This is a genomic window from Bradyrhizobium sp. Ken01 (assembly GCF_055807355.1).
The window spans coordinates 95,736-120,220 of record NZ_JBVVPC010000015.1 but is presented as its reverse complement, the minus strand read 5'-3'; the positions used below and the strand labels follow the sequence as shown (position 1 = coordinate 120,220).

Genomic DNA, 24,485 nt, shown 5'->3' with positions numbered 1-24,485 from the left:
CGTGAACGCCGGGCGCGAGGATTTGTTCTTTCGTAGATCGGACTCTCTCAAAGCATCATCTTCTTCATCTTCATCATGGAAGCTTTTCGTTCCCGCCAAACTGCCCGGGATTCTATCCCAGGTTAAGCGGGCGAAATTTTTTTGGCCGGAATCCGACGTGAGGCGGACATAGTGCCGTGAGTTCAGGAACGAACATACGTTCCTCACGTTCGCCGACGTACTTACGTCAACACTGTAAGCTTTCAAAACTGTACGTCTTCAACACTGCATGCCTTAACGCTGCACGTCTTCCGGAGGGCCTAGATCCATGCATTCTCGTCTTCAGGACAGGCGGCGCGTGCGCGTCGGCATCGTCGGTGTCGGCAATTGTGCGAGTTCCTTCGTTCAGGGGCTCTCCTACTACCGGGACGCCAAATCGAATGAGCCGGTGCCTGGGCTGATGAACGCCGATCTCGGCGGCTACCACATCAGCGACATTCAGGTCGCGTCGGCCTTTGACGTCCATGCCGGTAAGGTCGGACGCGACGTGGCCGAGGCTATCTTCGCAGCGCCGAACAACACGCACCGCTTCTCCGACGTTGCGCCCACCGGCGTCGTGGTCCAACGCGGCCCGGTCATGGACGGCGTCGGCCATTATCTCAAGGACGACGTCCCGATTGCGGATGTTCCGGAAGCGGACGTCTCCGAAGTGCTCGCGACGTCGCGCACGGACGTGCTTGTGTCCTATCTTCCCGTCGGCTCGCAGCGCGCGAGCGAATTTTACGCCGCGCGCGCGATCGAGGCCGGCTGCGGCTACGTCAATTGCATCCCGGTCTTCATTGCCTCAAATCCCGACTGGCGGCGGCGTTTCGAGGATGCAGGTCTGCCGATCATCGGCGACGACATCAAGAGCCAGGTCGGCGCCACCATTCTGCACCGTGTGCTCGCCAATCTCTTCCGCGAACGCGGCGTGCGGCTGGACAGAACCTACCAGCTGAATGTCGGCGGCAACACCGATTTCAAGAACATGCTCGAGCGCGAAAGGCTGACATCAAAAAAGATCTCCAAAACCCAGGCCGTGACCAGCCAGTTCGACGTGCCCATGGATGCCGACAATATCCATGTCGGCCCGAGTGACCATGTGCCGTGGCTGACCGACCGCAAGCTGGCCTTTATCCGCCTGGAGGGCACGACGTTCGGCGGTGTGCCCTTGAGCGCGGAAGTCAAGCTCGAGGTCTGGGACTCCCCGAACTCGGCGGGTGTCGTAATCGACGCGGTCCGCTGCGCTAAGCTTGCCATGGACCGCGGGCAGGCCGGCGCGCTGACGGGCCCCTCGAGTTATTTCATGAAGTCGCCGCCTCAGCAGTTCACGGACGAGGAGGCCGGGCGACGGACCCGCGCCTTCATCGACGACAAGGCGTACACCTGATGGCGAAGATCATTCATCTGATCCGCCATGGGCATCATGCCCTGCTCGGCCGCATGCTCTGCGGCCGGATGAAGGGCGTAGAACTCGATGATCTCGGCTGCGAGGAAATCGCGCGATGCGCCGATACCTTCACGCCGCCGCCGAGCATGGTGCAGTCGAGCCCGCAGCGGCGCTGCATGCAGTCGGCCTGTATCCTGGCGGCGCATTTCGGCTTGCCGGTCGAGATCGTGCCGGCACTCGACGAGCTCGACTACGGCGAATGGACCGGACTGTCGTTCGAGGCGCTCGCCCGGGACCTCCGATGGTCGCGCTGGAACGAACAACGCGGAACGAACCGTCCGCCGGGCGGCGAAAGCATGCGATCGCTCCAGAAGCGCGTCGTCGCCCATCTGGAGCAGCTGCGCAATGATCATAGTAGCGGCACCGTCGTCGTCGCCGTCAGCCATGCCGAACCGATCCGCGCGGCGCTGCTGCACTATTCCCGGAAAGAGCTCGACGACTTCCTCTCGATCGAGATCGACCCCGGCAGCGTCAGCACCCTCAGCGTGGACAATCGCGGACTCAAGATCACCGGGATCAATCAGCGGGTGCCAGCGTGAAGATCGTCATTTTCGGCCTGACAATTTCCTCGTCCTGGGGCAACGGTCACGCCACCTTGTGGCGAGGGCTTTGCAAGCATCTCGCGCGAGCCGGCCACAGCGTCGTCTTTTTCGAGCGCGACGTGCCCTACTACGCCGGCGCGCGGGATTTGCACGAACTGCCCGGCGGCCAATTGCGACTGTTTACGAACTGGGACGATGTGCTTCCTTCGGCGCGCAGCGACATTCGCGATGCCGATGTCGCGATCGTGACCTCCTATTGTCCCGACGCGATCGCCGCGACGGAGCTCGTCCTGTCCGAGGGGCGCGCGGTGCCCGTGTTCTACGATCTCGACACGCCGGTCACGCTTGCGAAGTTGATGGCCGGCGAGGCCGTTCCCTATATCGGAGCGCGCGGCTTGCGGGATTTCGCGCTGGTCCTGAGCTTCACCGGCGGTTCCCGCATCTGCAACGAATTTCGCGACAGGCTCGGCGCCTGGAATGTCCGCCCGCTCTACGGCCATGTCGATACGGACATCCATCGGCCCGTGCCGTCGCGGCCGCATTACCGTGCGGATCTGTCCTATCTCGGCACATATTCGCAGGATCGCCAGCGCGCGCTCGAGGCTCTGTTCGTCGAACCCGCACGTAACAGGCAGGATCGCCGTTTCCTGATCGGGGGTGCACAATACCCGGAAGATTTTCCCTGGTCGCCAAACATCTACTTCGTGCAGCACTTGCCGCCGTCGGAGCACGCGTCGTTCTTTGCGTCGTCCCGGCTGACACTCAACGTGACGCGCCGGGCCATGGCGGAGATGGGCTGGTGCCCCTCCGGCCGCCTGTTCGAAGCTGCTGCCTGCAAGGCCCCGCTCCTCAGCGACGACTGGCCGGGACTCGATGAATTCTTTGTACCCGGCCAGGAAATCCTGATCGCACGCGATGCGAAGGACACGCTTGCTGCGTTGACGATGGCCGACGCCGAACTTCAGCACATCGCCGGGCGCGCATACGAACGGACCATGGATCAGCACACATCCGACAAGCGTGCAGCCGAACTGATTTCGCTGCTCGAGCAGACGGCATCCCTCGGCGCGCGCCGACAGCAACCCGAGGAGGCCTGATCATGTGGGGCATCGTTCCGGCCGCGGGCCGCGGCAGCCGCATCCAGCCGCTCGCCTTCTCCAAGGAGTTGCTTCCGGTCGGAAGCCAACGCGACGACGGCATCGACCGTCCGTGCGCGGTCTCCGAATATCTGCTGGAGCGGCTGATCCTTGGGGGGGCCGACAAGATCTGCTTCGTGATCTCCCCCGGCAAATCGGACATCCTCGAATATTTCGGCGATCATTATGGCAGCGCCCAGCTCGCCTATGTCGTGCAGCCCGATGCGTCGGGGCTCTGCGATGCCGTGTTCAGGGCGGGCACTGTGGTCGGCCACGACGAAGACATCCTGGTCGGACTTCCGGACACCGTCTGGTTCCCAAAGACGGCCTTGCAGGCATTGCCGCCCGCTGACCTGTCGTTTCTGCTGTTTCCGGTCGAACACCCCGAGTTCTTCGATGCCGTCGTGCTCGATGGCGATCGCGTCACGGAGATCCAGGTCAAGCGGCCGGATGCGGCGTCGAAATGGATATGGGGCGCCTTCAAGATGTCCGGCAACGGATTTCGCGAGCTCCAGTCGCTGTGGACGAAGCGCGAGCGCCGGGATGAATATTTCGGGACACTCGTCAATGCCTACATCGCGGCCGGCGGCCAGGGTCTCGGCGTCAAGGCTGGCGAATCCTATGTCGACGTCGGCACCATCGACGGCTACCGGACGGCAATGGCGTTGCTCGCGGAAAGCTCCGCCGGGAACGGACGCTTTCGACTGCTGGCCGGCGGTTCGCCGGAGGCAGCCCGCCCGGCCCACACAATGAACAATGGAGTGACCGCATGAGCAGAGGCGCCCTCTCCCGCGAGGAAATCCGCCAGCGCGTCGATGCGCTCGGGCCATGGTTTCACAATCTGGACCTCAACGGCGTGCCGACAGCGCCTTCACACTTTCTCGGCGACTATCCCAACGTGAAATGGCGCCGCTTTTCCGGGATCATTCCGGACCGCCTCGAAGGCAAGACTGTGCTCGACATCGGCTGCAATGCCGGTTTCTACGCCATGGAGATGAAGCGGCGCGGCGCCGAGCGCGTCCTCGGCCTGGACACTGACGACGAATATCTCGCGCAAGCCCGCTTCGCGGCTGAGGTGAACGGGCTCAGGATCGAATTCCGCAAGATGTCAGCCTATGATGTCGGACAGCTGCGCGAAAAGTTCGATCTCGTGATCTTTATGGGGGTGCTCTACCACTTGCGGCACCCTCTACTGGCACTCGACCTGATCCACGAGCACGTTGCCGGCGATCTCCTGCTGTTCCAATCGATGCAGCGCGGTGACAGCCGCGTGGATTCCCTCGACAAGAACTACGACTTCTGGACCACCGATCAGTTCGATTCCCCGGGCTATCCAAAGCTGCACTTCATCGAGAACAAATATGCTGACGACCCCACGAATTGGTGGGTGCCGAACCGCGCCTGCGCCGAAGCCATGCTGCGCAGCGCTGGCTTTGCGATTGCCGCGCATCCGGAAGAGGAAGTCTATCTCTGCAAGCGGGTGACAAGGCCGCAGGCGGAAGGTCCGGTTTATCCGTCGCGGGAGACCGGTCGATGATCGAAGCCGCCAAGATCTGGAACGAGCCCAACAACAAGTCGCACTGGGACATCCTGATCGATCCGGATTGGGCCATGTTCGCGAGCCTGGCGCTCGCTGCCGGAAAGGCGATCCGCAGCGCGCATCCCACACTCCCGCGCGTGCTCGGCGGCATGTCGCCAATCGATCCGTCCTTCCTGCGCAACATGCAGGCTCGCGGCGTGCTCGATCATGTCGATGCCGTGGCCGTGCACGGCTTTCCGCTGGACTGGAACTTGTGGCAGATCGCGGAATGGCCCGTGAAGCTCGACGAGATCAAGGCGGTCACCCCGCTGCCGGTCTGGGTCACTGAGGTGGGAGTCTCGTCCTTCGGTGCCGAGGAGGTGCAGGCCTGGGGACTGACGCGGACCGCCGAGCTGTTGACTGGCCGGGCGCCGCGAATTCACTGGTACAGCCTGTACGATCTTCCTTCGAGCTGGGAGGCGACCACGCGGCACAAGGAAGCTGAAGGCTCCTCCTACTACCGGCATTTCCACATGGGGCTGCTGCGCGAGGACGGCACGCCGAAAGCTGCCGCGGGCCTGTTCAGCCAATATGCACCTGCGATGGGCTTGTGCCAGTGGTTTCACTTCGAGGACCACCGCCTCAATGACGCCGTGCGCTGGATGCGCCGGCTCGGGGTGCAGCATCTCAGGACCGGCTTGTCCTGGGCCGACAGCTTCCGTCCCAATGCGCTCGCCTGGTTCGATCGGCAGATGGACGCGCTGGCCGAGTTTCAGGTTACGGTGACCTTCTGCTTCACCCCAGAACATCGGGGTATCGAGCCTCATCACACCAGCCCGCCCCTCGACGTGAACGAGTTCGCGGATTTCTGCGCACAGATGGTCGAACGCTATTGCGCGAAAACCGGGCTCGCGCCGTCCGCAGCGTCTTCGCGCCCGGCCATCTCGGAGCCGACATGCGTGCCCTGATCCTGGTGATGGACTCCGTCGGGATCGGCGCCGCGCCCGATGCCATCAACTACCGCGACGAGGGTGCCGATACCGTCGGCCACATTGCTGACATGTGCATGGCCGGCACTGCCGACGGACCAAGCCGGGAGGGGCCGCTTCGGCTTCCCAATCTGGTTGCGCTCGGCCTGGGCCAGGCTTGCCGTCTCGCCACCGGGCGCGTACCGCCGGGGCTCGATGGCCGTCCTGAGCATGCGCGATTTGGCTGCGCGAGCGAGATCTCCAAAGGCAAGGACACGCCATCCGGTCATTGGGAGATCGCCGGCGTGCCGGTGCCATTCGACTGGGGCTATTTTCCAAGAACCAAGCCGTGTTTCGCGCGCGACCTGGTGGAGAGCCTGTGCGAACAGGCTCGATTGCCCGGCATCCTCGGGAACTGTCACGCCTCCGGCACAGAGATCATCGCCGAATTCGGCGAGCGTCACGTCAGGACGGGCGAACCGATCTGCTATACATCGGCCGACAGCGTGTTTCAGATCGCAGCGCACGAAGAGACGTTCGGACTCGAACGCCTCTATGAGGTCTGCCGCATTGCCCGCCGACTGATCGATCCCCTCAACATCGGGCGCGTCATCGCACGTCCCTTCATCGGCGCGTCCGCAGGTGACTTCAAGCGGACAGCGCACAGGAAGGACTTTTCCGTTCCGCCGCCGGAGTGGACAATCCTCGATCTTGCCGAAAGCGCAGGCCGTGACATCGTCACGATCGGCAAGATCGACGACATATTCGCCCATCGCGGGACCGGGAGGAACCTGCGCGGCGATGGCAACCAGGCGCTGTTCGATGCCACGCTCGATGGGCTGGCCTCTCTTGCAGAGGGCGGGATCTTGTTCGCAAATTTTATCGATTTCGACACGCTGTACGGCCATCGCCGAGATGTCGGGGGCTATGCAGCGGCACTCGAAACCTTCGATGCGCGCGTTCCGGATCTGCTGAATCGCCTGCGCGAGGATGATTTCCTGATCATCACGGCCGATCATGGTTGCGACCCGACCTGGAGCGGTACCGATCACACCCGGGAACAAGTGCCGATTTTGGCGTGGAGCGCGCGGTCAACTTCTCCGGTCGGCAAGCGCTCCGGGTTTGCGGACATCGGCGCGACGGTCGCGAGCCATCTCGAACTGCAGGCGCCGGCTCACGGCGTGCATTTTTAGCTCGCTGCATCGGCGGATTCACCTGGGTTATTGATCCAGGTTAGAGAAATTTTCGTTTGTAGGTTTCGCAGGAACGAACATTCCTTGCATCGCTTCTACTCCCAAATGTGACTGGCGCGCCGGTCGCCCGACCAGAACAGCAGCGCGCTTTCATTCTCATCACGGATTGATCCCGCAGGATCGATCTCACGGCGGCACGGAGCGGTGAATGACGCGAGTATTGATCACTGGAGGCGCGGGATTCATCGGATCGCATGCAGCCGACGCTCTGCTGGCGGCGGGCTATGAAGTCCGCCTGCTCGACAATCTCTCGCCGCAGGTCCACGGAGGCAACCGCCAGCGTCCCGCCTATCTTGCCAAAGACGCGGAGCTCGTCGTCGGTGACGTCACCGACGCTCTCGCGGTCGATCATGCGTTGCGCGGCACCGACATGGTCCTGCATCTCGCATCAGCAGTCGGCGTCGGCCAGAGCATGTACGACATCGAACCCTATGTCAGGACCAACGAGCTCGGCACCGCCGTGCTGCTGCAGGCACTATCCAGGCGCCCGGTCGCGCGGCTCGTGGTTGCCTCGTCCATGAGCATTTACGGCGAAGGCCTTTACCGGAGCGCCGATCAGAGCGTGGTCGCCTGCGAGGAGCGGGCGGTCGAGCAGCTTCGCCGCGGCGATTGGGAGCTGCGCGACGCCGCCGGCAACCCGCTCGATCCCATCCCTACGCCGGAGACAAAGCAGCCTTCGCTGAGCTCGATCTATGCGCTCAATAAATATGCGCAGGAGCGCATGTGCCTGATCACAGGCAAGGCCTATGGCATCCCGACGGTGGCGCTACGCTTCTTCAATGCGTTCGGGCCACGTCAGGCCCTGTCTAATCCGTATACCGGCGTGCTGGCCATCTTTGCCGCCCGGCTGCTCAACGGCCGCCCACCCCTCGTCTTCGAGGACGGCCGGCAGCGCCGCGACTTCGTCCATGTCCATGACGTCGCCCGCGCCTGCCGGATGGCGCTCGAGGCGGAGCACGCGCAGGACGTCTTCAACGTCGGCTCGGGCCAGAGTCGCACCATCCTGTCCGTCGCGGAGGATCTCGCCGAAGTCATGGGGCGCCGCGACATTGCGCCCGAGCTGACGCGAAAATATCGCGCTGGAGATATCCGCCACTGCTTCGCCGACATGGGAAAATCCCGAGACGTGCTCGGCTTCGAGCCTCGCGTCGCATTCAGGGATGGGCTCGAAGAGCTGGCGGAATATCTCGCCGACCAGATCGCTGACGATCAGGCGGAGCGAGCCACCAGGGAGCTGCTGCAACGAGGGTTAGTTGCGTGATGAGTGAACGAGACAACAGACCCGTCCTGATCACCGGCGGATGCGGGTTCATCGGCTGCAACCTCGCCGACCGACTCGCGGAGCGCGGCGAGCCGGTGCTGATCCTGGATAATCTCGCCCGCGCCGGCGTGCGGGAGAATGCGCAGTGGCTGAAGTCCCGGCATGGCGACCGGGTCACAATCACCGTGGCCGACATTCGCGAGCCGATCCCGGTGATCGACGCCGTACGCGAAGCCCGCGCCGTGCTGCACTTGGCCGCCCAGGTCGCCGTCACCGACAGCGTGAGCGATCCGGCCGCCGATTTCGAGATCAACGCGCGGGGCACATTGAACGTGCTCGAAGCCGTGCGCCTCCACAACAACGCCGCGCCGATCGTATTCGCCTCGACCAACAAGGTCTACGGACGCCTGATCGACGATGGCGACATCGCGCTCACCGGCCGCCGCTACACGCCGACAAGCGGCCTGCTGGCCTCCGGCATCTCGGAAAATGCACGGCTCGACTTCTACAGCCCCTATGGATGCTCCAAGGGAACGGCGGATCAATACGTCCATGATTATGCGCGGGTCTACGGCCTCCAGACCGTGGTGATGCGCATGAGCTGCATCTATGGGCCCCGTCAATTCGGCACCGAGGATCAGGGCTGGATCGCGCATTTCCTGCTGAGCGCCATCCGCAGCAAAGAGCTGACGATCTATGGCGACGGCCATCAGGTCCGCGATGCGCTTCACGTCTCCGACGCGGCCTCGGCCTGGCTCGCCGTGCTCGATGGCATCGCGCTCGCCCGTGGACGCGTATTCAATCTCGGCGGCGGTCCGGCCAACGCAATCAGTCTGCTGGAATTGATCGACCGCATCACCGATCTGACCGGCCGCAAGGTGGCCTATCGCTTTGCCGATTGGAGGCCCGGGGATCAGCCCTGGTACGTCACCGACACGCGCGCACTCTCCAGCGCGCTCGGCTGGGCCCCTCAAATTTCATTCGCAGACGGCCTCCGATCCCTTCACAGCTGGCTCGACGGCAGGTTCGGATCGTCACAAGGCAACCGCGAGGCGCTGGCATGACGCGTGTTGCCCTCATCAACCCGAACTGGGACTTTGGCGGCAGCATCTATTTCGGCTGTCGATCCCCTCACCTTCCACTCGAACTCGGGATCTCCGAGCATTATTTGAAGGCGGCCGGGCACAAGACGCTGCTGCTCGACGCCCACATGTTCGACCTTTCTCTCGGCGATGTCGAAGCCGAGCTGCGCGCGTTCGGCCCCGACCAGATCGTCATCACGACGGCGCCGACCTATCTGTTCTGGCGCTGCGCCCCTCCCGAACTCCGCGTTCCCCAGGAGCTCGCGATGGCGGTGCGCGACTTGGCTCCGATCCTCATCGCGGTGGGCCCCCATGGCTCGACTGTGCCAAGGGCCGCGCTTCGAAAGCTCGGCACCGACATCGTCGTGATGGGCGAGTGCGAAGCCTCCTTGCTGCGTCTTGCCAATGGCGAACGGGACTTTCCGGGCCTGTGCTTCGCCGATGGCGCATCGGTCCGCGTCAATGGCGGCCCGCAGGCGGTCGCATTCAAGGATCAGCCGCCGCTCGATTGGCCGGAGGAGATGATCCGGCGGCATCACCATCACCACCACCGTTTCGAAGCCGAGCCACAGGCGCCTGGCGCCGAGGTCGAGTCGTCCAGGGGATGTCCGTACAATTGCACGTTCTGCGCCAAGGAGAACTTCCGCAACGCCTACCGCAAGCGGCCTGCCTCCATCGTTCTCGAAGAGATCGATGGCCTGCGTGAGCACGGCATCGAATATGTCTATTTCATCGACGAAATTTTCCTTCCAAACGTGGAACTGCTGGAAGGGCTGACCACACGCGGGCTGAAATTCGGAGTGCAGACCCGCATCGATCTCTGGAAGCCGGACATGCTGGCTCTGCTCGGCCGCGCCGGCTGCGTCTCGATTGAAGCCGGCATCGAGAGCCTCACGGTCGAGGGCCGCGCCGCGCTCGCCAAGAACTGCAAGATGACGACCGACCAGCTTGCCGAACGGCTGGTCCAAGCGCGCCGTCACGTTCCGTTCGTGCAGGCCAATTTGATCGAAGTCCCCGAGGACGAGGACCCCGTCGTGCAGCGCTGGCGCCGCACCATGCAGGATGCCGGCATCTGGGCCAACGATCCGGTCCCGCTGTATCCTTATCCCGGCTCGCCGGATTATCGAAAGCTTTGGGGCGAGCCCGACGATTTCGCCTGGGAGCGCGCACACCGGCACTATCTCGCGATGTTCGACCAGTTCAGCGACGTGCAGAACGACCGCCCGGTCCCGCTCGAGACTCTCGAACTGCAGGTGGCATCATGAGCCGCAGCTCGCAGCTCAGGATCCTGATGACGACCGATACCGTCGGAGGCATCTGGACCTACTCGTCTTCTCTTGCTTCGTCTCTTGCAGCGAAGGGCGCCGACGTCTCCCTGGTGACGATGGGTCCGCGCGCGCGGGCCGGCCAGCTTGAGATGCTACGTGGCTCGCGGGTCCGCCTGATCGAAACGGACCTTGCACTCGAATGGCAGGATCCGGAAGGACAAGATCTGTCCCAGGCCAGGCGCGTCCTTGCGAAGCTCGAAGCCGGAATCAGGCCTGACGTCGTTCACCTCAATAGTTTTCGCGAGGCGGCCTTCGCCTGGCGCGCTCCGGTGGTGGTCGTCGCCCACTCCTGCGTCAACTCCTGGGGGCTCGCCTGCCGCGATACGAGCTGGCTCGGCGAACCGAAATGGCGCGGCTACACCGAACGGGTGACCGCCGCACTCGACACCGCACAGGCCTGGGTCTGTCCTAGCCAGTCCTTCCACGATGACATAGCGGAAATCTACCGGCCTCGCTCGCGCGGCATCGTGATCTGGAATGGAATTGGCCCTCAGGGCCTCGCGGGACGGAAGCAAGACATGATCTTTGCGGCGGGCCGGCTGTGGGACCGCGCCAAGAACATCGAGGTCCTGGCGGCTGCGGCGCCTGGGCTGGACTGGCCCGTTCGGGTCGCCGGGCCGGCGGACGAGTGCCCTTCGGCTTCCGTCACCTGGCTCGGGCAGTTGTCTCACGAAGCCATGCGCGCGCACTTGCAGCACGCCGCCATCTTCGCCAGCCCCGCGCTCTATGAGCCGTTCGGCCTCTCCGTTCTGGAAGCCGCGGCGGCGGGATGCGCCCTCGTCCTGTCCGACATTCCCACCTTCAGGGAATTGTGGAGCGGGGCCGCGCTGTTCGTCGATCCCACCGACAGCAAGGCGCTGCATCGAGCACTCGCAAGCCTGTGCACCGACGATCACGAGCGGGTGCGGCTGCAACGTGCCGCCTTTGAGCAGTCCCTGACCTACTCGCTGACCCGGACCACGAGCGCCTATCTCAGCCTCTACGAGGAGATGCTTGCCGTCCATCACGCGCCCGCCCCCATGGAGGTACGCGCATGAAATGCGTTCTGTTCTACCACGCGTTCACCTCCTGCTGGAACAACGGCAACGCCCATTTCCTGCGCGGCTACGCCCGCGAGCTTCACGCGCTCGGCCATGAGGTCGTCGTGTTCGAGCCGATCGACGGCTGGAGCCGATTGAATGCGATCCGCGAGGGTGGCAGTCAGACGATGGAGGACATTCCAACGCTGTTTCCCGGCATCGGCATCCGCCGCTACGACGCCTCCCTTGATCTCGACGAGGCGTTGCACGGCGCCGATCTCGTCGTCGTCCACGAATGGAATTCGCCCGATCTGATCGCGGACATCGGATCGAAACGGGCTCAAGGCGCTCCCTTCACGCTGCTGTTCCACGACACCCATCATCGCGCCGTCAGCGCACCGGACGAGCTTGCGCAGTTCGACCTCGACGGCTTCGACGGTGTGCTCGCCTTCGGCGAGGTCCTTCGTCAAATCTATCTGAAGCTCGGCTGGGCCGACCGGGCCTTCACTTGGCACGAGGCGGCCGACGTCGCCCTGTACCATCCGCTGCCGCATGTCGAGCGCACCGACGATGTCGTCTGGATCGGCAATTGGGGCGACGGCGAACGCAGCACCGAGCTCAACGAATTTCTGGTCGAACCCGTGGCCGAGCTGAAGCTGCGCGCGGGGGTCTATGGCGTCCGCTATTCGGATGCCGCCCTCGCGACCATTCAGGCGGCAGGCATTCGGTATGGCGGCTGGTTGCCCGCACACTGGGCTCCCATCGCTTTCGCCGGCGCACGCGCGACTGTCCACGTTCCCCGCGGCCCCTATGTCCGCTTGCTTCCGGGCATTCCGACCATTCGCGTCTTCGAGGCGATGGCGTGCGGCATTCCACTGGTTTCGGCCCCCTGGTCAGACGCCGACAGTCTGTTCCCGGAAGGTGCCTATCTCAGCGCCTCCGACGGTACCGAAATGAAGCGGGCGCTTCGTGCGCTACTCGATGACCGGGAATTATGGTCGGCCACGGTGGAGACCGGACTGCGGACGATCAAGGAGCGTCACACCTGCCGTCACCGGGCGGAGCAGCTAGTCGGCATCGTGCAGGACCTCCGGGCCACAGGCCACGCGACACAGCCCCTGCGATACATCGGAGCCTCCGCATGAAGATCTGCTTCTTCGGATCCAGCCTCGTCTCGTCCTACTGGAACGGTGCCGCCACCTATTACCGCGGCATGCTGAAGGAGATTGCGGCCCTCGGCCACGACGTCATATTCTTCGAGCCCGATGCCTTCGAGCGCCAGGCCCATCGCGACATCGACGATCCCGACTGGGCGAAGGTGGTCGTCTACGCCGCGACGCCTGAGGGCTGGCGAAGTTCGCTTGAGGAAGCTGCCCGCTCGGCCGACATGCTGGTCAAGGCCAGCGGTGTCGGCGTCTTCGATCAGGAGCTGGAGAACGCGGTCGCCGAAATTCGGTCCAATGCAATGCGCATCTACTGGGACGTCGATGCCCCCGCGACGCTGGAGTCGGTGGCGGACAATCCAGACCATCATCTGCGCCATGCGATCCGGTCTTATGACATGGTCTTGACCTATGGCGGCGGCGATGCCGTCGTATCCGCTTATCGCGGCGTCGGCGCGCGGGATTGCGTGCCAATCTACAATGCGCTCGACCCCGCCACGCACTTTCCGGCGCCGCCCAATCCGCACTTCACCTGCGATCTGAGCTTGCTGGCAAACCGCCTGCCCGACCGCGAGCAGCGCGTCGAGCGGTTCTTTCTCGATGTCGCACGCCAATTGCCGGACAAGACGTTCGTGCTCGGCGGATCGGGTTGGGATTCCAAAGACACGCCAGCCAATCTGCATAAGGTCGGGCATGTCGGGACCGGCGACCACAACGCGTTCTTCGGCTCCGGTCTGGCGACGCTGAACGTCAATCGCGACAGCATGGCGCGCTACGGCTTCTCGCCGCCAACACGCGTGTTCGAAGCCATCGGCGCCGGAGCCTGCCTGATCACCGACCAGTGGGACGGCATCGATCATTTTCTCGAGCCAGATCGCGAGGTGCTAGTGGCCGCGAACGGGGCGGAGGTCGCAGCGCATCTTGCCGCCCTGCGCCCCGACCGGGCTCAGGCCATCGCAGCGCGCGCTCGTGCGCGCATTCTGAGCCATCACACCTACCGGCAGCGTGCGCGCCAGTTCAACGATCTCTTTGCCGCAAGCAGTTCGCGAATCGAGGCAGCAGAATGAACCTCAATATCGTCGTCGTCGGTCTTTCGGTTACTTCGTCCTGGGGCAACGGTCATGCCACGACCTATCGCGCCCTGATCGAAGCCCTGGCACGACGAGGTCACCAGGTCACATTTCTCGAACGCGACGTCCCCTGGTATCGCGAGCATCGTGATCTTGCCAAGCCTTCCGCTTGGACTGTCGAGCTTTACCAATCCTTGAAGGACATCCCGCAGCGTTTCGGAAAGATGATCCGCGACGCCGATCTGGTGGTCATCGGCTCCTATGTGCCCGACGGCATCGCGATCTCCGAATGGATCACGACCCACGCCCGGGGGATTACCGCCTTCTACGACATCGACACACCGGTCACGCTTGCCAAGCTCGAGCAGGGCCTGGACTATCTTTCCGCGGCGATGATCCCGCGCTTCGACCTTTACCTGTCTTTTGCCGGCGGCCCAGTGCCCGGCATGATCGAGGAGAACTATGGCAGTCCGCTGGCTCGGGTGCTGTATTGCAGTGCCGACACCAACATCTACGCGCCGCAACGCGCGGAGAAGAAGTGGGCACTGGGCTATCTCGGGACCTATAGCGAGGACCGGCAACCGGTTCTGGAGCAGTTGCTGCTCGCCCCTGCTCGCACTCTGTCACGCGAGCAATTCGTCGTCGCGGGCGCGCAATATCCCGATGAGGTGGTCTGGCCCACCAATGTCGCCCGGATCGAGCACCTCACGCCCAAACATCATCCGAGATTTTATGCAGAGCAACGCTTTACGCTAAACGCCACCCGCGCCGACATGCGCGCGCTCGGCTTCTCGCCCAGCGTTCGGCTGTTCGAAGCGGCCGCGTGCGGCACGCCCGTGATCTCGGACCGGTGGCCTGGAATCGAGACCGTCTTCGAGCCTTCCCGGGAAATCCTGCTCGCATCGAGCCCCCGCGACGTCGTGGAGATCCTGCGCGACATGCCCGAGGAGCAAAGGCGCACGATCGCGGAAAACGCTCGGCGCCGCGTTCTGGCCGACCACACCTCCGAACATCGCGCCCGGCAGGTGGAGACCTACTACGCCGAGGCATCGGTTCGTCGCCGCCGGAAAGCCCCGCAACTTCCCGCCTCGCGTCCCATGCAGGTCGCTCAAATCTGAAAGGCAGCACCATGACACTTCAGACCCGCATCAACGCGTCCCGCCGCTCCCCCACTGTTCTGGTGGCCGGCGGCGCCGGCTTCATCGGATCCCACCTCTGCGACGCGCTTCTGCAGCGCGGCCACACGGTGATCTGCCTCGACAACCTGTTTACGGGAAGGATCGACAACATCCGGCCGCTGCTCAATCATCCGAATTTTCGCTTCATCGAACATGATGTGCGCGATCCCGTCGAGATCGAGGGTGACGTCGACCGGATCTACAGTCTCGCCTGCCCGGCGTCGCCCCGTCACTATCAGAAAGATCCGGTCGGCACGATGAAGACGTGCGTGCTCGGCACCATCAACATGCTGGAGCTCGCGCAACGGAAAGGCGCCCGGGTCCTGCAGGCATCGACCAGCGAGGTCTACGGCGATCCGGAGGTCCATCCCCAGCCGGAATCTTATCTCGGCAACGTCAATCCCATCGGGCCCCGGGCCTGCTACGACGAGGGCAAGCGGGCCGCGGAAACGCTGATGTTCGACTACCATCGCATGTACGGGGTTGAAATCAAGGTCGCGCGCATCTTCAACACCTACGGACCCCGGATGCTGGAGAATGACGGGCGCGTGGTCTCCAACTTCATCGTGCAGGCGCTTCGCGGAGAGCCGATCACGATCTATGGAGGTGGCACGCAGACCAGGAGCTTCTGCTTCGTCGACGATCTCGTGCGCGGCCTCCAGCTGCTCATGGAGAGTCCATCATCGGTCACCGGACCCTGCAATCTGGGTAATCCGCACGAGGTCACGATCGAGGATATTGCGCGCGACGTGCTGGCGTATACGGAGTCAGCCTCCCCGCTCCGGTTCGAGGAGCTGCCGAAAGATGATCCGAAGCGCCGCAAGCCCGTCATTGATACGGCCGTGAAGGCGTTGGGGTGGCGCCCGCGCGTGGCGCTCAAGGATGGTCTTCACGCGACCATCGCCTATTTCGCCATGCGCATGGCCGGGGAAGCGCCGGCACTCGTTCCGGCCATTGCACCCCGCAGGAGCGGACGTACCGGGGCACGCGGCCAGCTGACGATCGCCGATCGGCAGTAAACGGTAGAAAGAGCCCACAAACCCGTGCGAGCCCTCATGCCCGTGAAGCAGCCGCGCCTCGGAGCGGCTTGCAGAGGTTCTCGAGATGGTACTGGTATTCGGAGATGGCGCGATTGGCCATCCGGATCCGGTTTTCCTGGCCTTCCTCGACCATCATGGTGATGCGCTGGGCCAGAAATACGCACGCCTCGAACTCATCGTGGATCGCCCCGCTGCGGGCGAGAAAGTCCCACGCGATCTCATAGGCCTGTTCGGCAGCAGGACTGCGATAGTCGAAGATGATGTGCGCCATGACAGCAAAACGTGGATGAGAGGGTTTCGGTCCTGCGCGTCCATATGAGAGCGCAGGCAGACTCAGCGGGCGAACCCGCCGGTCTCGCACCAGTGGGGACCGGCGGTCTCGCCGCGATGGCGATGGAGTGCGATCAGGCCGCCTGGCGCTGATGCGCCAGATATTCCATTGTTACCTTCTCGACGTTCGAGTCGATCCAGGCGGCCATACGCTGCTCCTCCTTCAGCGATGTCTCGAGCGGATCCTTGGCCTCCGCGAACCCAGCGGCGCCGCAGAGGGCGAGCAGAGACTTGTAGGCAGCGATCTCGAAATTCTCGAAGGCATTGTTGGCGAAAGTGTTCTTGAGGATCTCGTCGCCGGCAACCGAGTGTGCCATGGCTTGCATGTTCGCCATCATGGATTGCGTCGTGTCCTTGAGGCTGGAGGTACTCTCGCCGCAGGCTTCCAGGCATCTCTCCAACCGCTTCAGCTGCTCGTTGGTCTCCTGAAGGTGAGCGGCAACCTTGGCCTTGACCTCGGGATATTCGTCCAGTCGCTCCGACTGACGCTCCATCAACTCCCGCGCCTGCACTTCCATCGCATGCGCATTGCGTAGTCCGACCACGAATGTCTCGCGGGCTGCGTTCGTCATCTCATGTTCTCCATTTCACGGGCCATGTTGCCGCCAACCGCAGTTTCGGCGGATCGTTCCTAGGGGGTGATGAGTGAGGCGAACGCTGGGTTCCGGCCGCCGGACCCGAAGCTAACCTGCGATAACAGAACACAAATCGCCCAACCGCCGGAGGAACGCCGCATGCGAATGACTGTTCTCGGCAACGTGTGGTCGCATCAACGTGTGGTCGCATCGCCAAAAGGCCGCAGCGCTCAGGGACAAGAATGACAGACAGCTCTCCGCACGCCAGCAACTCAGTCCCTTCGCTTGGCCGGCCTGGACTTTGCAGGCCGGGATCTGGCCGGCCGGGTGAGGGCCAGCCGGACAACGCTTCCGATCCGTTCTTCATGAGCATCCGCGATGATCTTGCGGACAAGGGCTTCTTCACGGCGACCGCGGAGGAGCTGATCACCTGGGCCCGAACCGGGTCGCTGATGTGGATGACATTCGGGCTCGCCTGCTGCGCGGTCGAGATGATGCAGATGTCGATGCCGCGCTACGACGCCGAACGCTTCGGATTCGCCCCGCGCGCGTCGCCACGCCAGTCGGACGTGATCATCGTCGCGGGCACACTCACCAACAAAATGGCGCCAGCGTTTCGCAAGATTTACGACCAGATGCCTGAGCCGCGCTACGTGATCTCGATGGGGTCGTGCGCCAACGGCGGTGGTTACTACCACTATTCGTATTCGGTCGTGCGCGGCTGCGATCGTGTCGTGCCTGTCGATATTTACGTGCCCGGTTGCCCGCCGACCGCGGAGGCGCTGCTGTACGGCGTGATGCTGCTTCAGAAGAAGATCCGGCGCATCGGCACGATCGAGCGCTAGAGAGCTGACCAAATCGGACTTGAATGGACATGACGCAGATCCCGCTTCCCTCTTCCGCCGACGCGGAGCACGCGCAATCCGACATCGATCGCAACGACAACACGCGGCAGATCGTCGCTGACGTTGCCTATCGTCAGCTTGCGATCGTCAACGTCATCTTCGTCGGTTTCGAGAACGCCGGTGACGGCAATTGGGTGCTGGTGGACGCCGGCATTCCCGGATCGGCTGGCGCCATCCGCTCCGCCGCGAAAGCCAGATTTGGAGGAAGCGGCCGGCCCGCCTGCATCATCATGACGCATGGGCACTTCGATAACGTCGGCGTGCTCGAAACGCTGGCGAATGAATGGGAGGTGCCGGTTTATGCCCATGCGGCCGAGCATCCCTATCTTGACGGAAGCCTATCCTATCCGTCGGCCGATCCCAGCGTCGGTGGTGGGCTGCTCGCTTCTCTCTCTCCGCTATTTCCGACAAAGCCGGTGAACGTCGCATCGCGCCTCTATGATTTATCCTTTGATCACGGTGTGCCCTTCATGCCGGAATGGCAGTGGATCCATACGCCCGGCCATACCCCCGGGCATATCTCGCTCTGGCGCGAACGCGACCGCGTGCTGATCGCCGGCGACGCCTTCATAACGACACGGCAGGAATCCGTTTATGCCGCGGTGACGCAAACGCCGGAGATGCACGGGCCCCCGATGTATTTCACCCCCGATTGGGAAAGCGCCAAGAGATCGGTGCGCGCACTTGCCGCGCTCGCTCCAGAGATCGTCGTCACCGGGCACGGCGCGGCCATGCAGGGGCCGCAGATGCGCGTGGCTCTCGATGCTCTCGCCAAACGGTTCGACGAAGTTGCCGTGCCTTCGCAATACCGACGCGGAGTCGTCGACGACAGAGCTTGATCACGCTGCACGGTTAGGAACGGTGGATGCTTCACATGATTGATCCGACATCGAAACCTCAAGGAGAAGAAAGATGCGTAAGACAATCCTGACGATCTTCACGGCCGCGATGCTTGCAGGCGCTTCGGTCGGCGCAGCGCTCGCACAGGGTGCTGGTGGCGGCGCCGGTGGTGGCGCGGGTGGCGGCGCTGGCGCGGGCGCTGGTGCCGGCGGCGCAGGCGCTGGCGGAGCTGGAGCTGGCGGTGCAGGAGCTGGCGGTGCAGGAGCCGGCTCGGGCGGAGCCGGCGGATCCGGTGGCGGCGGCATCACACATGTCGAGCGGGGCGGACAGGGTGCTTCCAGTCCTCCCGGCATGCGCAACGAGACAACGCCACCGTCCAACGGCACCATGCCGCGCCGCTAACGGTTCGCGGTTCGCAATTTCCAAAGCGCGCTCCTTGCTGTTGCGCGCATGAGAGCGGCCCCGGCGAGATCCTCTCCTCGCCGGGGCCGCATCGCGTTCACGCCGCAATTTAAAGGCTTTCAAAGTAATCGCTAGAAACCCCATAGGAACGCAACCCGGCAGCACTCATTGCGCAATGGCGTGAACACAAAAGGAGCTGCGCATGTACTACTTCGACAAACGACTGCAATATCCGGTCAGGGTCGAGAAGCCCGATCCGATCTTCGCCCGCCAGCTGCAGCAAGCCATCGGCGGCGTCGAAGGCGAGATCCGCGTCTGCCTTCAGTATTTCTTCCAGGCCTGGGGCGCGCGGGGGCCGGCCAAATATCGCGACGTCCTGCTCAATACCGCGACCGAAGAGATCAGCCACATCGAGATGCTCGCGACCGCTGTCGCGTTGAACCTGGAGAATGCACCGGCAACGATGCAGGAGACTAGCCTGCAGGCCAACCCGGTCGTCGGCGCGGTGATGAACGGCGGCGAGCGGCCGCGGCATGTGATCGAGGGCATGCTGCACCGGCATCTGCTCTCGACCGGCATGGCGGCTTTCCCTGCCAATTGCGACGGCGTCCCCTTCGATTGTTCGCATGTCTACGCCAGCGGCAATCTGGCCGCCGACATGTATTGCAACGTCGCCGCCGAATCCACCGGCCGGACCCTTGCCGTGCGTCTCTTCAACTCCACGAGCGATCCCGGTATGCAGGACATGCTGAGCTACCTGATTGCGCGCGACACCATGCATCAACAGCAATGGCTCGCAGTGATCGAGGAAATGGGCAAGGACGCCGCCCTGCCGATTCCGAACAGCTTCGACCGCAGCAAGGAGGCGACCGAGTTCAGTTACATGTTCATGGGCACCGAACGCAACGCGGCGCCGCTGCAGCCGGGGCGCTACTGCGAAGGTCCTTCGCTCGACGGCCAGGGATCGTTCAGCTTCCGCGCCGGCTTCGAGCCTTTGGGCGAGGAGCCTGTGCTCGGACCGGCGCGGCCGGATAGTGGCGCACAGGTGGAGCAGATGAACGAGCCGCCGGTGACGAACGCGTTGGCCTGATTCTCGTGCAACGGCCAGGGTCGTCCGACGAAAGGGACGGCCCTGGCCGACGTCTAGCGACGCCGAGCCACCAGAACGCCCAACAGAAACGCCGCAAAGACCGCTTGCAGCGGTGCTGCCCTGGTCATCTTCCGCAGTTGGTCGGCCAATCGCGCCGAGGGCGCCTGGGAAGGCGCATCGAGTCCTGTTCTTGTATCAGCGTGCGGCGCGTGCGAGCCGTTCTGCGCGGTGACCTGATCGTCCACCAGGCCGGACGCTTCGGTCATGGCGGAGCTTTCCCTGATATCCATCCTGATCCTCCATTGTAACTTTCCAGTCAGCGATCGACCTCGCCGAAGACAATATCCAGCGACCCGAGGATTGCCGAGACGTCCGCGAGCAAATGTCCCCTGCAGAGAAAGTCCATCGCTTGCAGGTGGGCGAATCCCGGCGACCTGATCTTGCACTTGTAGGGACGGTTGGTCCCGTCCGCGATGAGGAACACACCGAACTCGCCCTTCGGAGCTTCGACGGCGACATAGACCTCGCCGGCGGGAACGTGGAAGCCCTCGGTGTATAGCTTGAAGTGGTGAATCAGCGCCTCCATCGAACGCTTCATCTCGCCACGTCGCGGCGGCGCGACCTTGTTGTCCTGCACGAGCACCGGCCCCTGGCCGTCGGCAGACTTCAGCTTCTCGATGCATTGCTTCATGATGCGCACGGATTGCCGCATCTCCTCCATGCGAATGAGATAGCGGTCGTAGCAGTCGCCGTTTCGTCCGACGGGGATGTCGAAGTCCATCTCGGCATAGCAGTCGTAGGGCTGTGCCTTTCGCAGGTCCCAGGCCGCGCCCGACCCCCGCACCATCACGCCGGAGAAGCCCCAGGCCCAGGCCTGATCGAGCGTCACCCGGCCGATATCCACATTTCGGGCCTTGAAGATGCGGTTGAGCGAGAGCAGCCGATCCAGGTCGTCGACGACGCGCAGGAACGGATCGCACCAGGCCTCGATATCGTCGATCAGTTTCGGTGGAAGGTCCTGGTGCACGCCGCCGGGACGATAATAGTTGGCATGCATCCGACTGCCGGACGCACGCTCGTAGAACACCATGAGCTTCTCGCGCTCTTCGAACCCCCAAAGAGGTGGCGTCAAGGCGCCGACGTCCATCGCCTGCGTCGTGACGTTCAGAAGATGAGACAGGATGCGGCTGATCTCGTGATAGAGCACCCTGATCAGCTGCCCTCGCCGCGGAACTTCAAGCCCGATCAGTTTCTCGATCGCCAGGCAGAACGCATGCTCCTGCGTCAAGGGAGCGACATAATCGAGCCGGTCGAAATAGGGAATCGCCTGAAGATAGGTCTTGGCCTCGATCAGCTTTTCGGTGCCCCGATGCAAAAGACCAATGTGCGGATCGATGCGTGCGACGATTTCGCCGTCCAGTTCGAGCACGAGCCTCAGCACGCCATGAGCGGCGGGATGCTGGGGACCGAAATTGATGGTGAAGTTTCTCAAGCTGGGAGACTGGTCAGACATATCGCTTCCGATCGAGGACATCCGTTACCTTAGTCGCGATCGCCATCGGACGGCTTCACACAGGTTAACGATTGGCGTCGAACCGGAGAAAAGGAGCCTCAAACGTTGCACTTTGGAACACCGCTTCATGAGAGACGTTCAATGTTGAAATCGGAGATTTCCATGAAACATCGATTGCTTCTCGCTGCCGCCTCTCTCGCGCTCGTGGCGGGCCTCGGGTTCCCAACGGCGGCCGTCGCACAAGACCGCTACTGCCTTCAGGGCCGCGTCTGGGGCTATCCGGGCAACTGCCAGTTCGCCAGTTACGCTCAGTGCATGGCGACTGCATCGGGAACGAACGCCTATTGCGGCGTCAATCCTCGCTATGCCTATGCACGGCGATATAGGGGATATCGGTGACCAACCCGGCTTGCGGATCGGCAATGAAGCTGCTTTCTGACCGATCCCGCCGCTGAACCGAGCGGTCGCATGGCAGCAGAGCAAACGCTCACGGCCGTCGTGTTCGCCGGCGGTCTCGGTCTCGGCGCGTATCATGGCGGCGCATTCGAGGCCCTCACTTCTGTCTCGCCGCACATCGACTGGGTCACCGGCTCGTCCGCGGGCGCGATTACCGCCGCTTTGATCGCGGGATGTCCAATCGCCGATCGCCTCGAGAATTTGCGCTGCTACTGGCATACTCCCGCAGCGGCTGCCGCCACACCGGACGCCAGCCGCCATCTGTCCGCCTGGCTGAGCTCAATCAATACGCGCATGCTTGGCCACATCGGCTTTTTTCATCCCCGTCTCCCTCTAACGTCGTTCCCGTTCACCGGTCTGTATGATCTCGGCCCGACGCGCGAGCGCCTTCAGCGGCTGGTCGATTTCGGGCGCCTGAACAACGGCGAGCTGCGCATCTCGATTTGCGCTACAGACCTCGAAAGCGGCGATGCCATTCTGTTCGACTCGTCGTCGGAGCGGATCGAGATGGATCACATCCTGGCCAGTTGCGGATTTCTCCCCGAATTCGCACCGGTGCAGGTTGCCGGGCGGTGGCTCGGCGATGGCGGGTTCTCGCTCAACGCGCCGTTCGATCCGGTCCTCGAAGCTGCAGCCTCGCTTCGCCTTTACGTCGTCGACCTCTTTGCGCGGGACGGCAGCGTTCCTGACGGCCTCGAGGCCGCAGCTGAGCGCAAGAGCGATCTCACCTTCGGCAATCAGACCTTCCAGCGCCTTCGTCACGCCCTCGAAGCTCGCCAGCTTCGCGCCGAGCTACAGGGCCTTCATCGCAACGACAGGATCCATCTCTTGAGCTACCGACCCGGCCGCGAGGAAGCCGGCCCTGAGAAATCGTTCGATCTGTCGGAAGCGGCCATGGCGCAACGTTGGCGCGCGGGTTTTTTGGACATGCAGCATGCCGGATCCCTGCCCCCCCGGAACGGGATATGCAGCGTAAGGCGAGGCTAGGGTCCGCTTTAGGTCTCTCGGTCGATACGCTGGCGGATGTCCAGCAAAAACCGGCTAACACCATCATCTGGGCTGACGCCGTCAGGCGGCGCTATGGTGGTGATGCCCCAGTTCGCCAATACCGCTTCCTGCACCGGATTGCGCTGCGTGACGAAAGCGAAGGACCTCGGTCGGTCCTGGCGGTGCCCGGACTCATCCCAACTCTGCCAAATCCGGTGCAACAGGAGCCGAATGTTGGGATCGGACATGCTGTATCCGATGAAAAGCAGCGTGCTGCCCAAGGCATCGGCGCGAAACCGGATATCGAGTGGCGAGTCGAACGCGAGCCGGTTGAGGAAGTCGGTCTCGGTCAAGACGAGCGAGGCATCGTCGTCGAAGTCGCCATGGAATTTGATGATGTGCGTGACGCCCGAACGGGCGCTTGCAATGTCCTTTGCGTTGCTGATCTTGGCGTAGGGCTTTTCCAGGACCTCGAAGGCTGTCTCGAGGTTGCGGTCATAGTTCGTGGTGTAAATGGTCGGAAAATCGAGCTCCACGATGAGCCGGTGGAGCCGTGAGGCCGCGATCCTGTCCGGGTCGACGCGCCAGTTGCGGTCGAGCCAGCTGCGGAGCGGGCCAATTCCGCCGCGTTTCAGCCGGTAGTACTCCGCCAGCATCTGGTAGCCGCCGTGCATTCCATCGATCACGTCGCGCTCAAGTCCAAGGTCATCCAGCAGATGGTCGATCAGAGATTGCCAGGACGGCAGGCCGACAGCCATCGAGACGCCGGCGCCGACGAACAGGATCGCGCAACGCTGCTTGACCGCAGCGGCCAGGACCTCATGAGGCGGTCGCTCCTTGAATGCGAGTCCGGGCGGTTGCTGGTTCATCTACCTTGAACAGCTGGACGAGACGCGGGTTCCTGGAGCCATGCCATCGCTCAGCGGTGAGGAGGCGGTCTTCTCCGTTTGGGCCGCGAAGCGGGCGATCAGACGCCGAAGCTGCGCCTTGTGCACCAGGCGGCCCGCCGTCTTCGGCGAGACCCAGATTGCTTCGCGCTCGCCTTTTTCCGGCCACCAGCGCTCCTGCCCGTGGACCCTCATGGGAAAGACGGCGACATCCATGGTCCGCTTGCGATCACCCTTCCGTTTGCGATGCTTGAAACTGCCCAGCGCGCGCTTTGCGGTGACGCCGACAAGACCGGCCTCCTCATAAGCCTCGAGCGCAGCCGTACGATGCGGCTCCGTCTTGCGCATCGGCGATCCCTTCGGGACACTCCACCGGCCCTTGCGCCTGGTCGTGATCAGCATCACGCGCAATTCGGAATTCTTCAGCGTGAACGGCAACGCGGCGAATTGTTTCTTGCCCATCAGGCGTCTCC

At 63.2% G+C, this 24,485-nt stretch carries 27 protein-coding genes; 21 read left to right on the top strand and 6 right to left on the bottom strand.

The features are described 5' to 3' along the window. Positions 1 to 307: 307 nt before the first annotated feature. The 15 genes from AC0L3S_RS17085 to AC0L3S_RS17015 all read left to right on the top strand — a co-directional run bounded on the left by AC0L3S_RS17085 (position 308) and on the right by AC0L3S_RS17015 (position 16,006). Complete coding sequence (locus AC0L3S_RS17085) at positions 308 to 1,408, top strand: inositol-3-phosphate synthase (RefSeq protein ID WP_473280021.1); 1,101 nt, start codon at positions 308 to 310, stop codon at positions 1,406 to 1,408. Further along, the gene (locus tag AC0L3S_RS17080; protein WP_473280019.1) at positions 1,408 to 2,007 is read left to right on the top strand and encodes a histidine phosphatase family protein; all 600 of its coding nucleotides are present in this window, start codon (positions 1,408 to 1,410) and stop codon (positions 2,005 to 2,007) included. Before AC0L3S_RS17085 ends, AC0L3S_RS17080 begins: the two co-directional genes overlap by 1 nt. Next, positions 2,004 to 3,107 carry a CgeB family protein gene (locus AC0L3S_RS17075; RefSeq protein ID WP_473280017.1) on the top strand — a complete coding sequence of 368 codons (1,104 nt, stop codon included), beginning with the start codon at positions 2,004 to 2,006 and terminating at the stop codon, positions 3,105 to 3,107. The genes AC0L3S_RS17080 and AC0L3S_RS17075 overlap by 4 nt, the downstream gene beginning before the upstream one ends. Positions 3,108 to 3,109: 2 nt before the next feature. Beyond that, positions 3,110 to 3,919, top strand: coding sequence for a nucleotidyltransferase family protein (locus AC0L3S_RS17070; RefSeq protein WP_473280015.1), 810 nt, complete (start codon positions 3,110 to 3,112; stop codon positions 3,917 to 3,919). Next, positions 3,916 to 4,683: a TIGR04290 family methyltransferase gene (locus AC0L3S_RS17065; RefSeq protein WP_085348979.1), complete on the top strand. Its 768-nt coding sequence runs from the start codon at positions 3,916 to 3,918 to the stop codon at positions 4,681 to 4,683. The genes AC0L3S_RS17070 and AC0L3S_RS17065 overlap by 4 nt, the downstream gene beginning before the upstream one ends. After that, positions 4,680 to 5,633 (top strand): glycoside hydrolase 5 family protein, encoded by a 954-nt coding sequence (locus AC0L3S_RS17060; protein WP_473260171.1) that lies wholly within the window; start codon positions 4,680 to 4,682, stop codon positions 5,631 to 5,633. The genes AC0L3S_RS17065 and AC0L3S_RS17060 overlap by 4 nt, the downstream gene beginning before the upstream one ends. Further along, positions 5,621 to 6,826: a phosphopentomutase gene (locus AC0L3S_RS17055; protein WP_473280012.1), complete on the top strand. Its 1,206-nt coding sequence runs from the start codon at positions 5,621 to 5,623 to the stop codon at positions 6,824 to 6,826. The genes AC0L3S_RS17060 and AC0L3S_RS17055 overlap by 13 nt, the downstream gene beginning before the upstream one ends. 208 nt (positions 6,827 to 7,034) lie before the next feature. Further along, complete coding sequence (locus AC0L3S_RS17050; RefSeq protein WP_473280010.1) at positions 7,035 to 8,147, top strand: NAD-dependent epimerase/dehydratase family protein; 1,113 nt, start codon at positions 7,035 to 7,037, stop codon at positions 8,145 to 8,147. Beyond that, positions 8,147 to 9,211, top strand: a complete 1,065-nt coding sequence (locus AC0L3S_RS17045) for a GDP-mannose 4,6-dehydratase (protein ID WP_473280008.1) — start codon at positions 8,147 to 8,149, stop codon at positions 9,209 to 9,211. The genes AC0L3S_RS17050 and AC0L3S_RS17045 overlap by 1 nt, the downstream gene beginning before the upstream one ends. After that, positions 9,208 to 10,494: a TIGR04295 family B12-binding domain-containing radical SAM protein gene (locus tag AC0L3S_RS17040; protein ID WP_473280006.1), complete on the top strand. Its 1,287-nt coding sequence runs from the start codon at positions 9,208 to 9,210 to the stop codon at positions 10,492 to 10,494. Before AC0L3S_RS17045 ends, AC0L3S_RS17040 begins: the two co-directional genes overlap by 4 nt. Continuing rightward, entirely contained in the window at positions 10,491 to 11,594 is a 1,104-nt protein-coding gene (locus AC0L3S_RS17035; RefSeq protein ID WP_473280003.1) for a glycosyltransferase family 4 protein, read from the top strand. The genes AC0L3S_RS17040 and AC0L3S_RS17035 overlap by 4 nt, the downstream gene beginning before the upstream one ends. After that, positions 11,591 to 12,721, top strand: a complete 1,131-nt coding sequence (locus AC0L3S_RS17030; RefSeq protein ID WP_473280001.1) for a CgeB family protein — start codon at positions 11,591 to 11,593, stop codon at positions 12,719 to 12,721. Before AC0L3S_RS17035 ends, AC0L3S_RS17030 begins: the two co-directional genes overlap by 4 nt. Further along, positions 12,718 to 13,806: a CgeB family protein gene (locus AC0L3S_RS17025; protein WP_473279999.1), complete on the top strand. Its 1,089-nt coding sequence runs from the start codon at positions 12,718 to 12,720 to the stop codon at positions 13,804 to 13,806. Before AC0L3S_RS17030 ends, AC0L3S_RS17025 begins: the two co-directional genes overlap by 4 nt. Beyond that, positions 13,803 to 14,927, top strand: a complete 1,125-nt coding sequence (locus tag AC0L3S_RS17020) for a CgeB family protein (protein ID WP_473279997.1) — start codon at positions 13,803 to 13,805, stop codon at positions 14,925 to 14,927. Before AC0L3S_RS17025 ends, AC0L3S_RS17020 begins: the two co-directional genes overlap by 4 nt. Before the next feature lie 11 nt (positions 14,928 to 14,938). Continuing rightward, the gene (locus AC0L3S_RS17015; RefSeq protein WP_473260191.1) at positions 14,939 to 16,006 is read left to right on the top strand and encodes a UDP-glucuronic acid decarboxylase family protein; all 1,068 of its coding nucleotides are present in this window, start codon (positions 14,939 to 14,941) and stop codon (positions 16,004 to 16,006) included. Positions 16,007 to 16,040: 34 nt separating this feature from the next. Here the strand turns inward: AC0L3S_RS17015 and AC0L3S_RS17010 are convergent, their stop codons facing one another. Both AC0L3S_RS17010 and AC0L3S_RS17005 read right to left on the bottom strand, forming a co-directional pair. Further along, positions 16,041 to 16,298, bottom strand: coding sequence for a hypothetical protein (locus tag AC0L3S_RS17010; RefSeq protein WP_473260193.1), 258 nt, complete (start codon positions 16,296 to 16,298; stop codon positions 16,041 to 16,043). Between the two features lie 133 nt (positions 16,299 to 16,431). Further along, positions 16,432 to 16,929 carry a ferritin-like domain-containing protein gene (locus AC0L3S_RS17005; protein ID WP_473260195.1) on the bottom strand — a complete coding sequence of 166 codons (498 nt, stop codon included), beginning with the start codon at positions 16,927 to 16,929 and terminating at the stop codon, positions 16,432 to 16,434. A 245-nt stretch (positions 16,930 to 17,174) separates the two neighbouring features. Between AC0L3S_RS17005 and AC0L3S_RS17000 the strand changes: the two genes are divergently transcribed. The 4 genes from AC0L3S_RS17000 (at position 17,175) to AC0L3S_RS16985 (ending at position 20,169) form a co-directional block, all read left to right on the top strand. Next, entirely contained in the window at positions 17,175 to 17,777 is a 603-nt protein-coding gene (locus AC0L3S_RS17000; RefSeq protein ID WP_473279995.1) for a NuoB/complex I 20 kDa subunit family protein, read from the top strand. Positions 17,778 to 17,806: 29 nt separating this feature from the next. Beyond that, positions 17,807 to 18,676, top strand: a complete 870-nt coding sequence (locus tag AC0L3S_RS16995; protein ID WP_473279993.1) for an MBL fold metallo-hydrolase — start codon at positions 17,807 to 17,809, stop codon at positions 18,674 to 18,676. Between the two features lie 73 nt (positions 18,677 to 18,749). Next, positions 18,750 to 19,079, top strand: coding sequence for a hypothetical protein (locus tag AC0L3S_RS16990; RefSeq protein WP_473279990.1), 330 nt, complete (start codon positions 18,750 to 18,752; stop codon positions 19,077 to 19,079). 202 nt (positions 19,080 to 19,281) lie between these two features. Further along, positions 19,282 to 20,169, top strand: coding sequence for a manganese catalase family protein (locus AC0L3S_RS16985; protein ID WP_027519448.1), 888 nt, complete (start codon positions 19,282 to 19,284; stop codon positions 20,167 to 20,169). A gap of 53 nt (positions 20,170 to 20,222) precedes the next feature. On the opposite strand, the gene AC0L3S_RS16980 is transcribed toward AC0L3S_RS16985, so the two are convergent. Together AC0L3S_RS16980 and AC0L3S_RS16975 are read right to left on the bottom strand one after the other, a co-directional pair. Further along, positions 20,223 to 20,459 (bottom strand): hypothetical protein, encoded by a 237-nt coding sequence (locus tag AC0L3S_RS16980; RefSeq protein WP_473260204.1) that lies wholly within the window; start codon positions 20,457 to 20,459, stop codon positions 20,223 to 20,225. Positions 20,460 to 20,485: 26 nt separating this feature from the next. Further along, entirely contained in the window at positions 20,486 to 21,682 is a 1,197-nt protein-coding gene (locus tag AC0L3S_RS16975; protein WP_473260206.1) for an NADH-quinone oxidoreductase subunit D, read from the bottom strand. Between the two features lie 141 nt (positions 21,683 to 21,823). On the opposite strand from AC0L3S_RS16975, the gene AC0L3S_RS16970 reads away from it, so the two are divergent. Further along, positions 21,824 to 22,081, top strand: coding sequence for a DUF3551 domain-containing protein (locus AC0L3S_RS16970; RefSeq protein WP_473260210.1), 258 nt, complete (start codon positions 21,824 to 21,826; stop codon positions 22,079 to 22,081). A 69-nt stretch (positions 22,082 to 22,150) separates the two neighbouring features. Continuing rightward, positions 22,151 to 23,125 carry a patatin-like phospholipase family protein gene (locus AC0L3S_RS16965; RefSeq protein ID WP_473279988.1) on the top strand — a complete coding sequence of 325 codons (975 nt, stop codon included), beginning with the start codon at positions 22,151 to 22,153 and terminating at the stop codon, positions 23,123 to 23,125. 8 nt (positions 23,126 to 23,133) lie between these two features. On the opposite strand, the gene AC0L3S_RS16960 is transcribed toward AC0L3S_RS16965, so the two are convergent. Then, positions 23,134 to 23,994: an SIR2 family NAD-dependent protein deacylase gene (locus tag AC0L3S_RS16960; RefSeq protein ID WP_473279986.1), complete on the bottom strand. Its 861-nt coding sequence runs from the start codon at positions 23,992 to 23,994 to the stop codon at positions 23,134 to 23,136. Further along, a complete protein-coding gene (locus AC0L3S_RS16955) occupies positions 23,995 to 24,474 on the bottom strand; it encodes an NUDIX hydrolase (RefSeq protein ID WP_473279984.1) in 480 nt (159 codons plus the stop codon). Positions 24,475 to 24,485 lie beyond the last annotated feature (11 nt).

Coding starts and splice junctions, on each gene's coding strand:
- AC0L3S_RS17085 (WP_473280021.1), top strand. CDS start 308: ATGCATTCTCGTCTTCAGGACAGGCGGCGCGTGCGCGTCGGCATCGTC.
- AC0L3S_RS17080 (WP_473280019.1), top strand. CDS start 1,408: ATGGCGAAGATCATTCATCTGATCCGCCATGGGCATCATGCCCTGCTC.
- AC0L3S_RS17070 (WP_473280015.1), top strand. CDS start 3,110: ATGTGGGGCATCGTTCCGGCCGCGGGCCGCGGCAGCCGCATCCAGCCG.
- AC0L3S_RS17065 (WP_085348979.1), top strand. CDS start 3,916: ATGAGCAGAGGCGCCCTCTCCCGCGAGGAAATCCGCCAGCGCGTCGAT.
- AC0L3S_RS17060 (WP_473260171.1), top strand. CDS start 4,680: ATGATCGAAGCCGCCAAGATCTGGAACGAGCCCAACAACAAGTCGCAC.
- AC0L3S_RS17055 (WP_473280012.1), top strand. CDS start 5,621: ATGCGTGCCCTGATCCTGGTGATGGACTCCGTCGGGATCGGCGCCGCG.
- AC0L3S_RS17050 (WP_473280010.1), top strand. CDS start 7,035: ATGACGCGAGTATTGATCACTGGAGGCGCGGGATTCATCGGATCGCAT.
- AC0L3S_RS17045 (WP_473280008.1), top strand. CDS start 8,147: ATGAGTGAACGAGACAACAGACCCGTCCTGATCACCGGCGGATGCGGG.
- AC0L3S_RS17040 (WP_473280006.1), top strand. CDS start 9,208: ATGACGCGTGTTGCCCTCATCAACCCGAACTGGGACTTTGGCGGCAGC.
- AC0L3S_RS17035 (WP_473280003.1), top strand. CDS start 10,491: ATGAGCCGCAGCTCGCAGCTCAGGATCCTGATGACGACCGATACCGTC.
- AC0L3S_RS17030 (WP_473280001.1), top strand. CDS start 11,591: ATGAAATGCGTTCTGTTCTACCACGCGTTCACCTCCTGCTGGAACAAC.
- AC0L3S_RS17025 (WP_473279999.1), top strand. CDS start 12,718: ATGAAGATCTGCTTCTTCGGATCCAGCCTCGTCTCGTCCTACTGGAAC.
- AC0L3S_RS17020 (WP_473279997.1), top strand. CDS start 13,803: ATGAACCTCAATATCGTCGTCGTCGGTCTTTCGGTTACTTCGTCCTGG.
- AC0L3S_RS17015 (WP_473260191.1), top strand. CDS start 14,939: ATGACACTTCAGACCCGCATCAACGCGTCCCGCCGCTCCCCCACTGTT.
- AC0L3S_RS17010 (WP_473260193.1), bottom strand. CDS start 16,298: ATGGCGCACATCATCTTCGACTATCGCAGTCCTGCTGCCGAACAGGCC.
- AC0L3S_RS17005 (WP_473260195.1), bottom strand. CDS start 16,929: ATGACGAACGCAGCCCGCGAGACATTCGTGGTCGGACTACGCAATGCG.
- AC0L3S_RS17000 (WP_473279995.1), top strand. CDS start 17,175: ATGACAGACAGCTCTCCGCACGCCAGCAACTCAGTCCCTTCGCTTGGC.
- AC0L3S_RS16995 (WP_473279993.1), top strand. CDS start 17,807: ATGACGCAGATCCCGCTTCCCTCTTCCGCCGACGCGGAGCACGCGCAA.
- AC0L3S_RS16990 (WP_473279990.1), top strand. CDS start 18,750: ATGCGTAAGACAATCCTGACGATCTTCACGGCCGCGATGCTTGCAGGC.
- AC0L3S_RS16985 (WP_027519448.1), top strand. CDS start 19,282: ATGTACTACTTCGACAAACGACTGCAATATCCGGTCAGGGTCGAGAAG.
- AC0L3S_RS16980 (WP_473260204.1), bottom strand. CDS start 20,459: ATGGATATCAGGGAAAGCTCCGCCATGACCGAAGCGTCCGGCCTGGTG.
- AC0L3S_RS16975 (WP_473260206.1), bottom strand. CDS start 21,682: ATGTCTGACCAGTCTCCCAGCTTGAGAAACTTCACCATCAATTTCGGT.
- AC0L3S_RS16970 (WP_473260210.1), top strand. CDS start 21,824: ATGTTGAAATCGGAGATTTCCATGAAACATCGATTGCTTCTCGCTGCC.
- AC0L3S_RS16965 (WP_473279988.1), top strand. CDS start 22,151: ATGGCAGCAGAGCAAACGCTCACGGCCGTCGTGTTCGCCGGCGGTCTC.
- AC0L3S_RS16960 (WP_473279986.1), bottom strand. CDS start 23,994: ATGAACCAGCAACCGCCCGGACTCGCATTCAAGGAGCGACCGCCTCAT.
- AC0L3S_RS16955 (WP_473279984.1), bottom strand. CDS start 24,474: ATGGGCAAGAAACAATTCGCCGCGTTGCCGTTCACGCTGAAGAATTCC.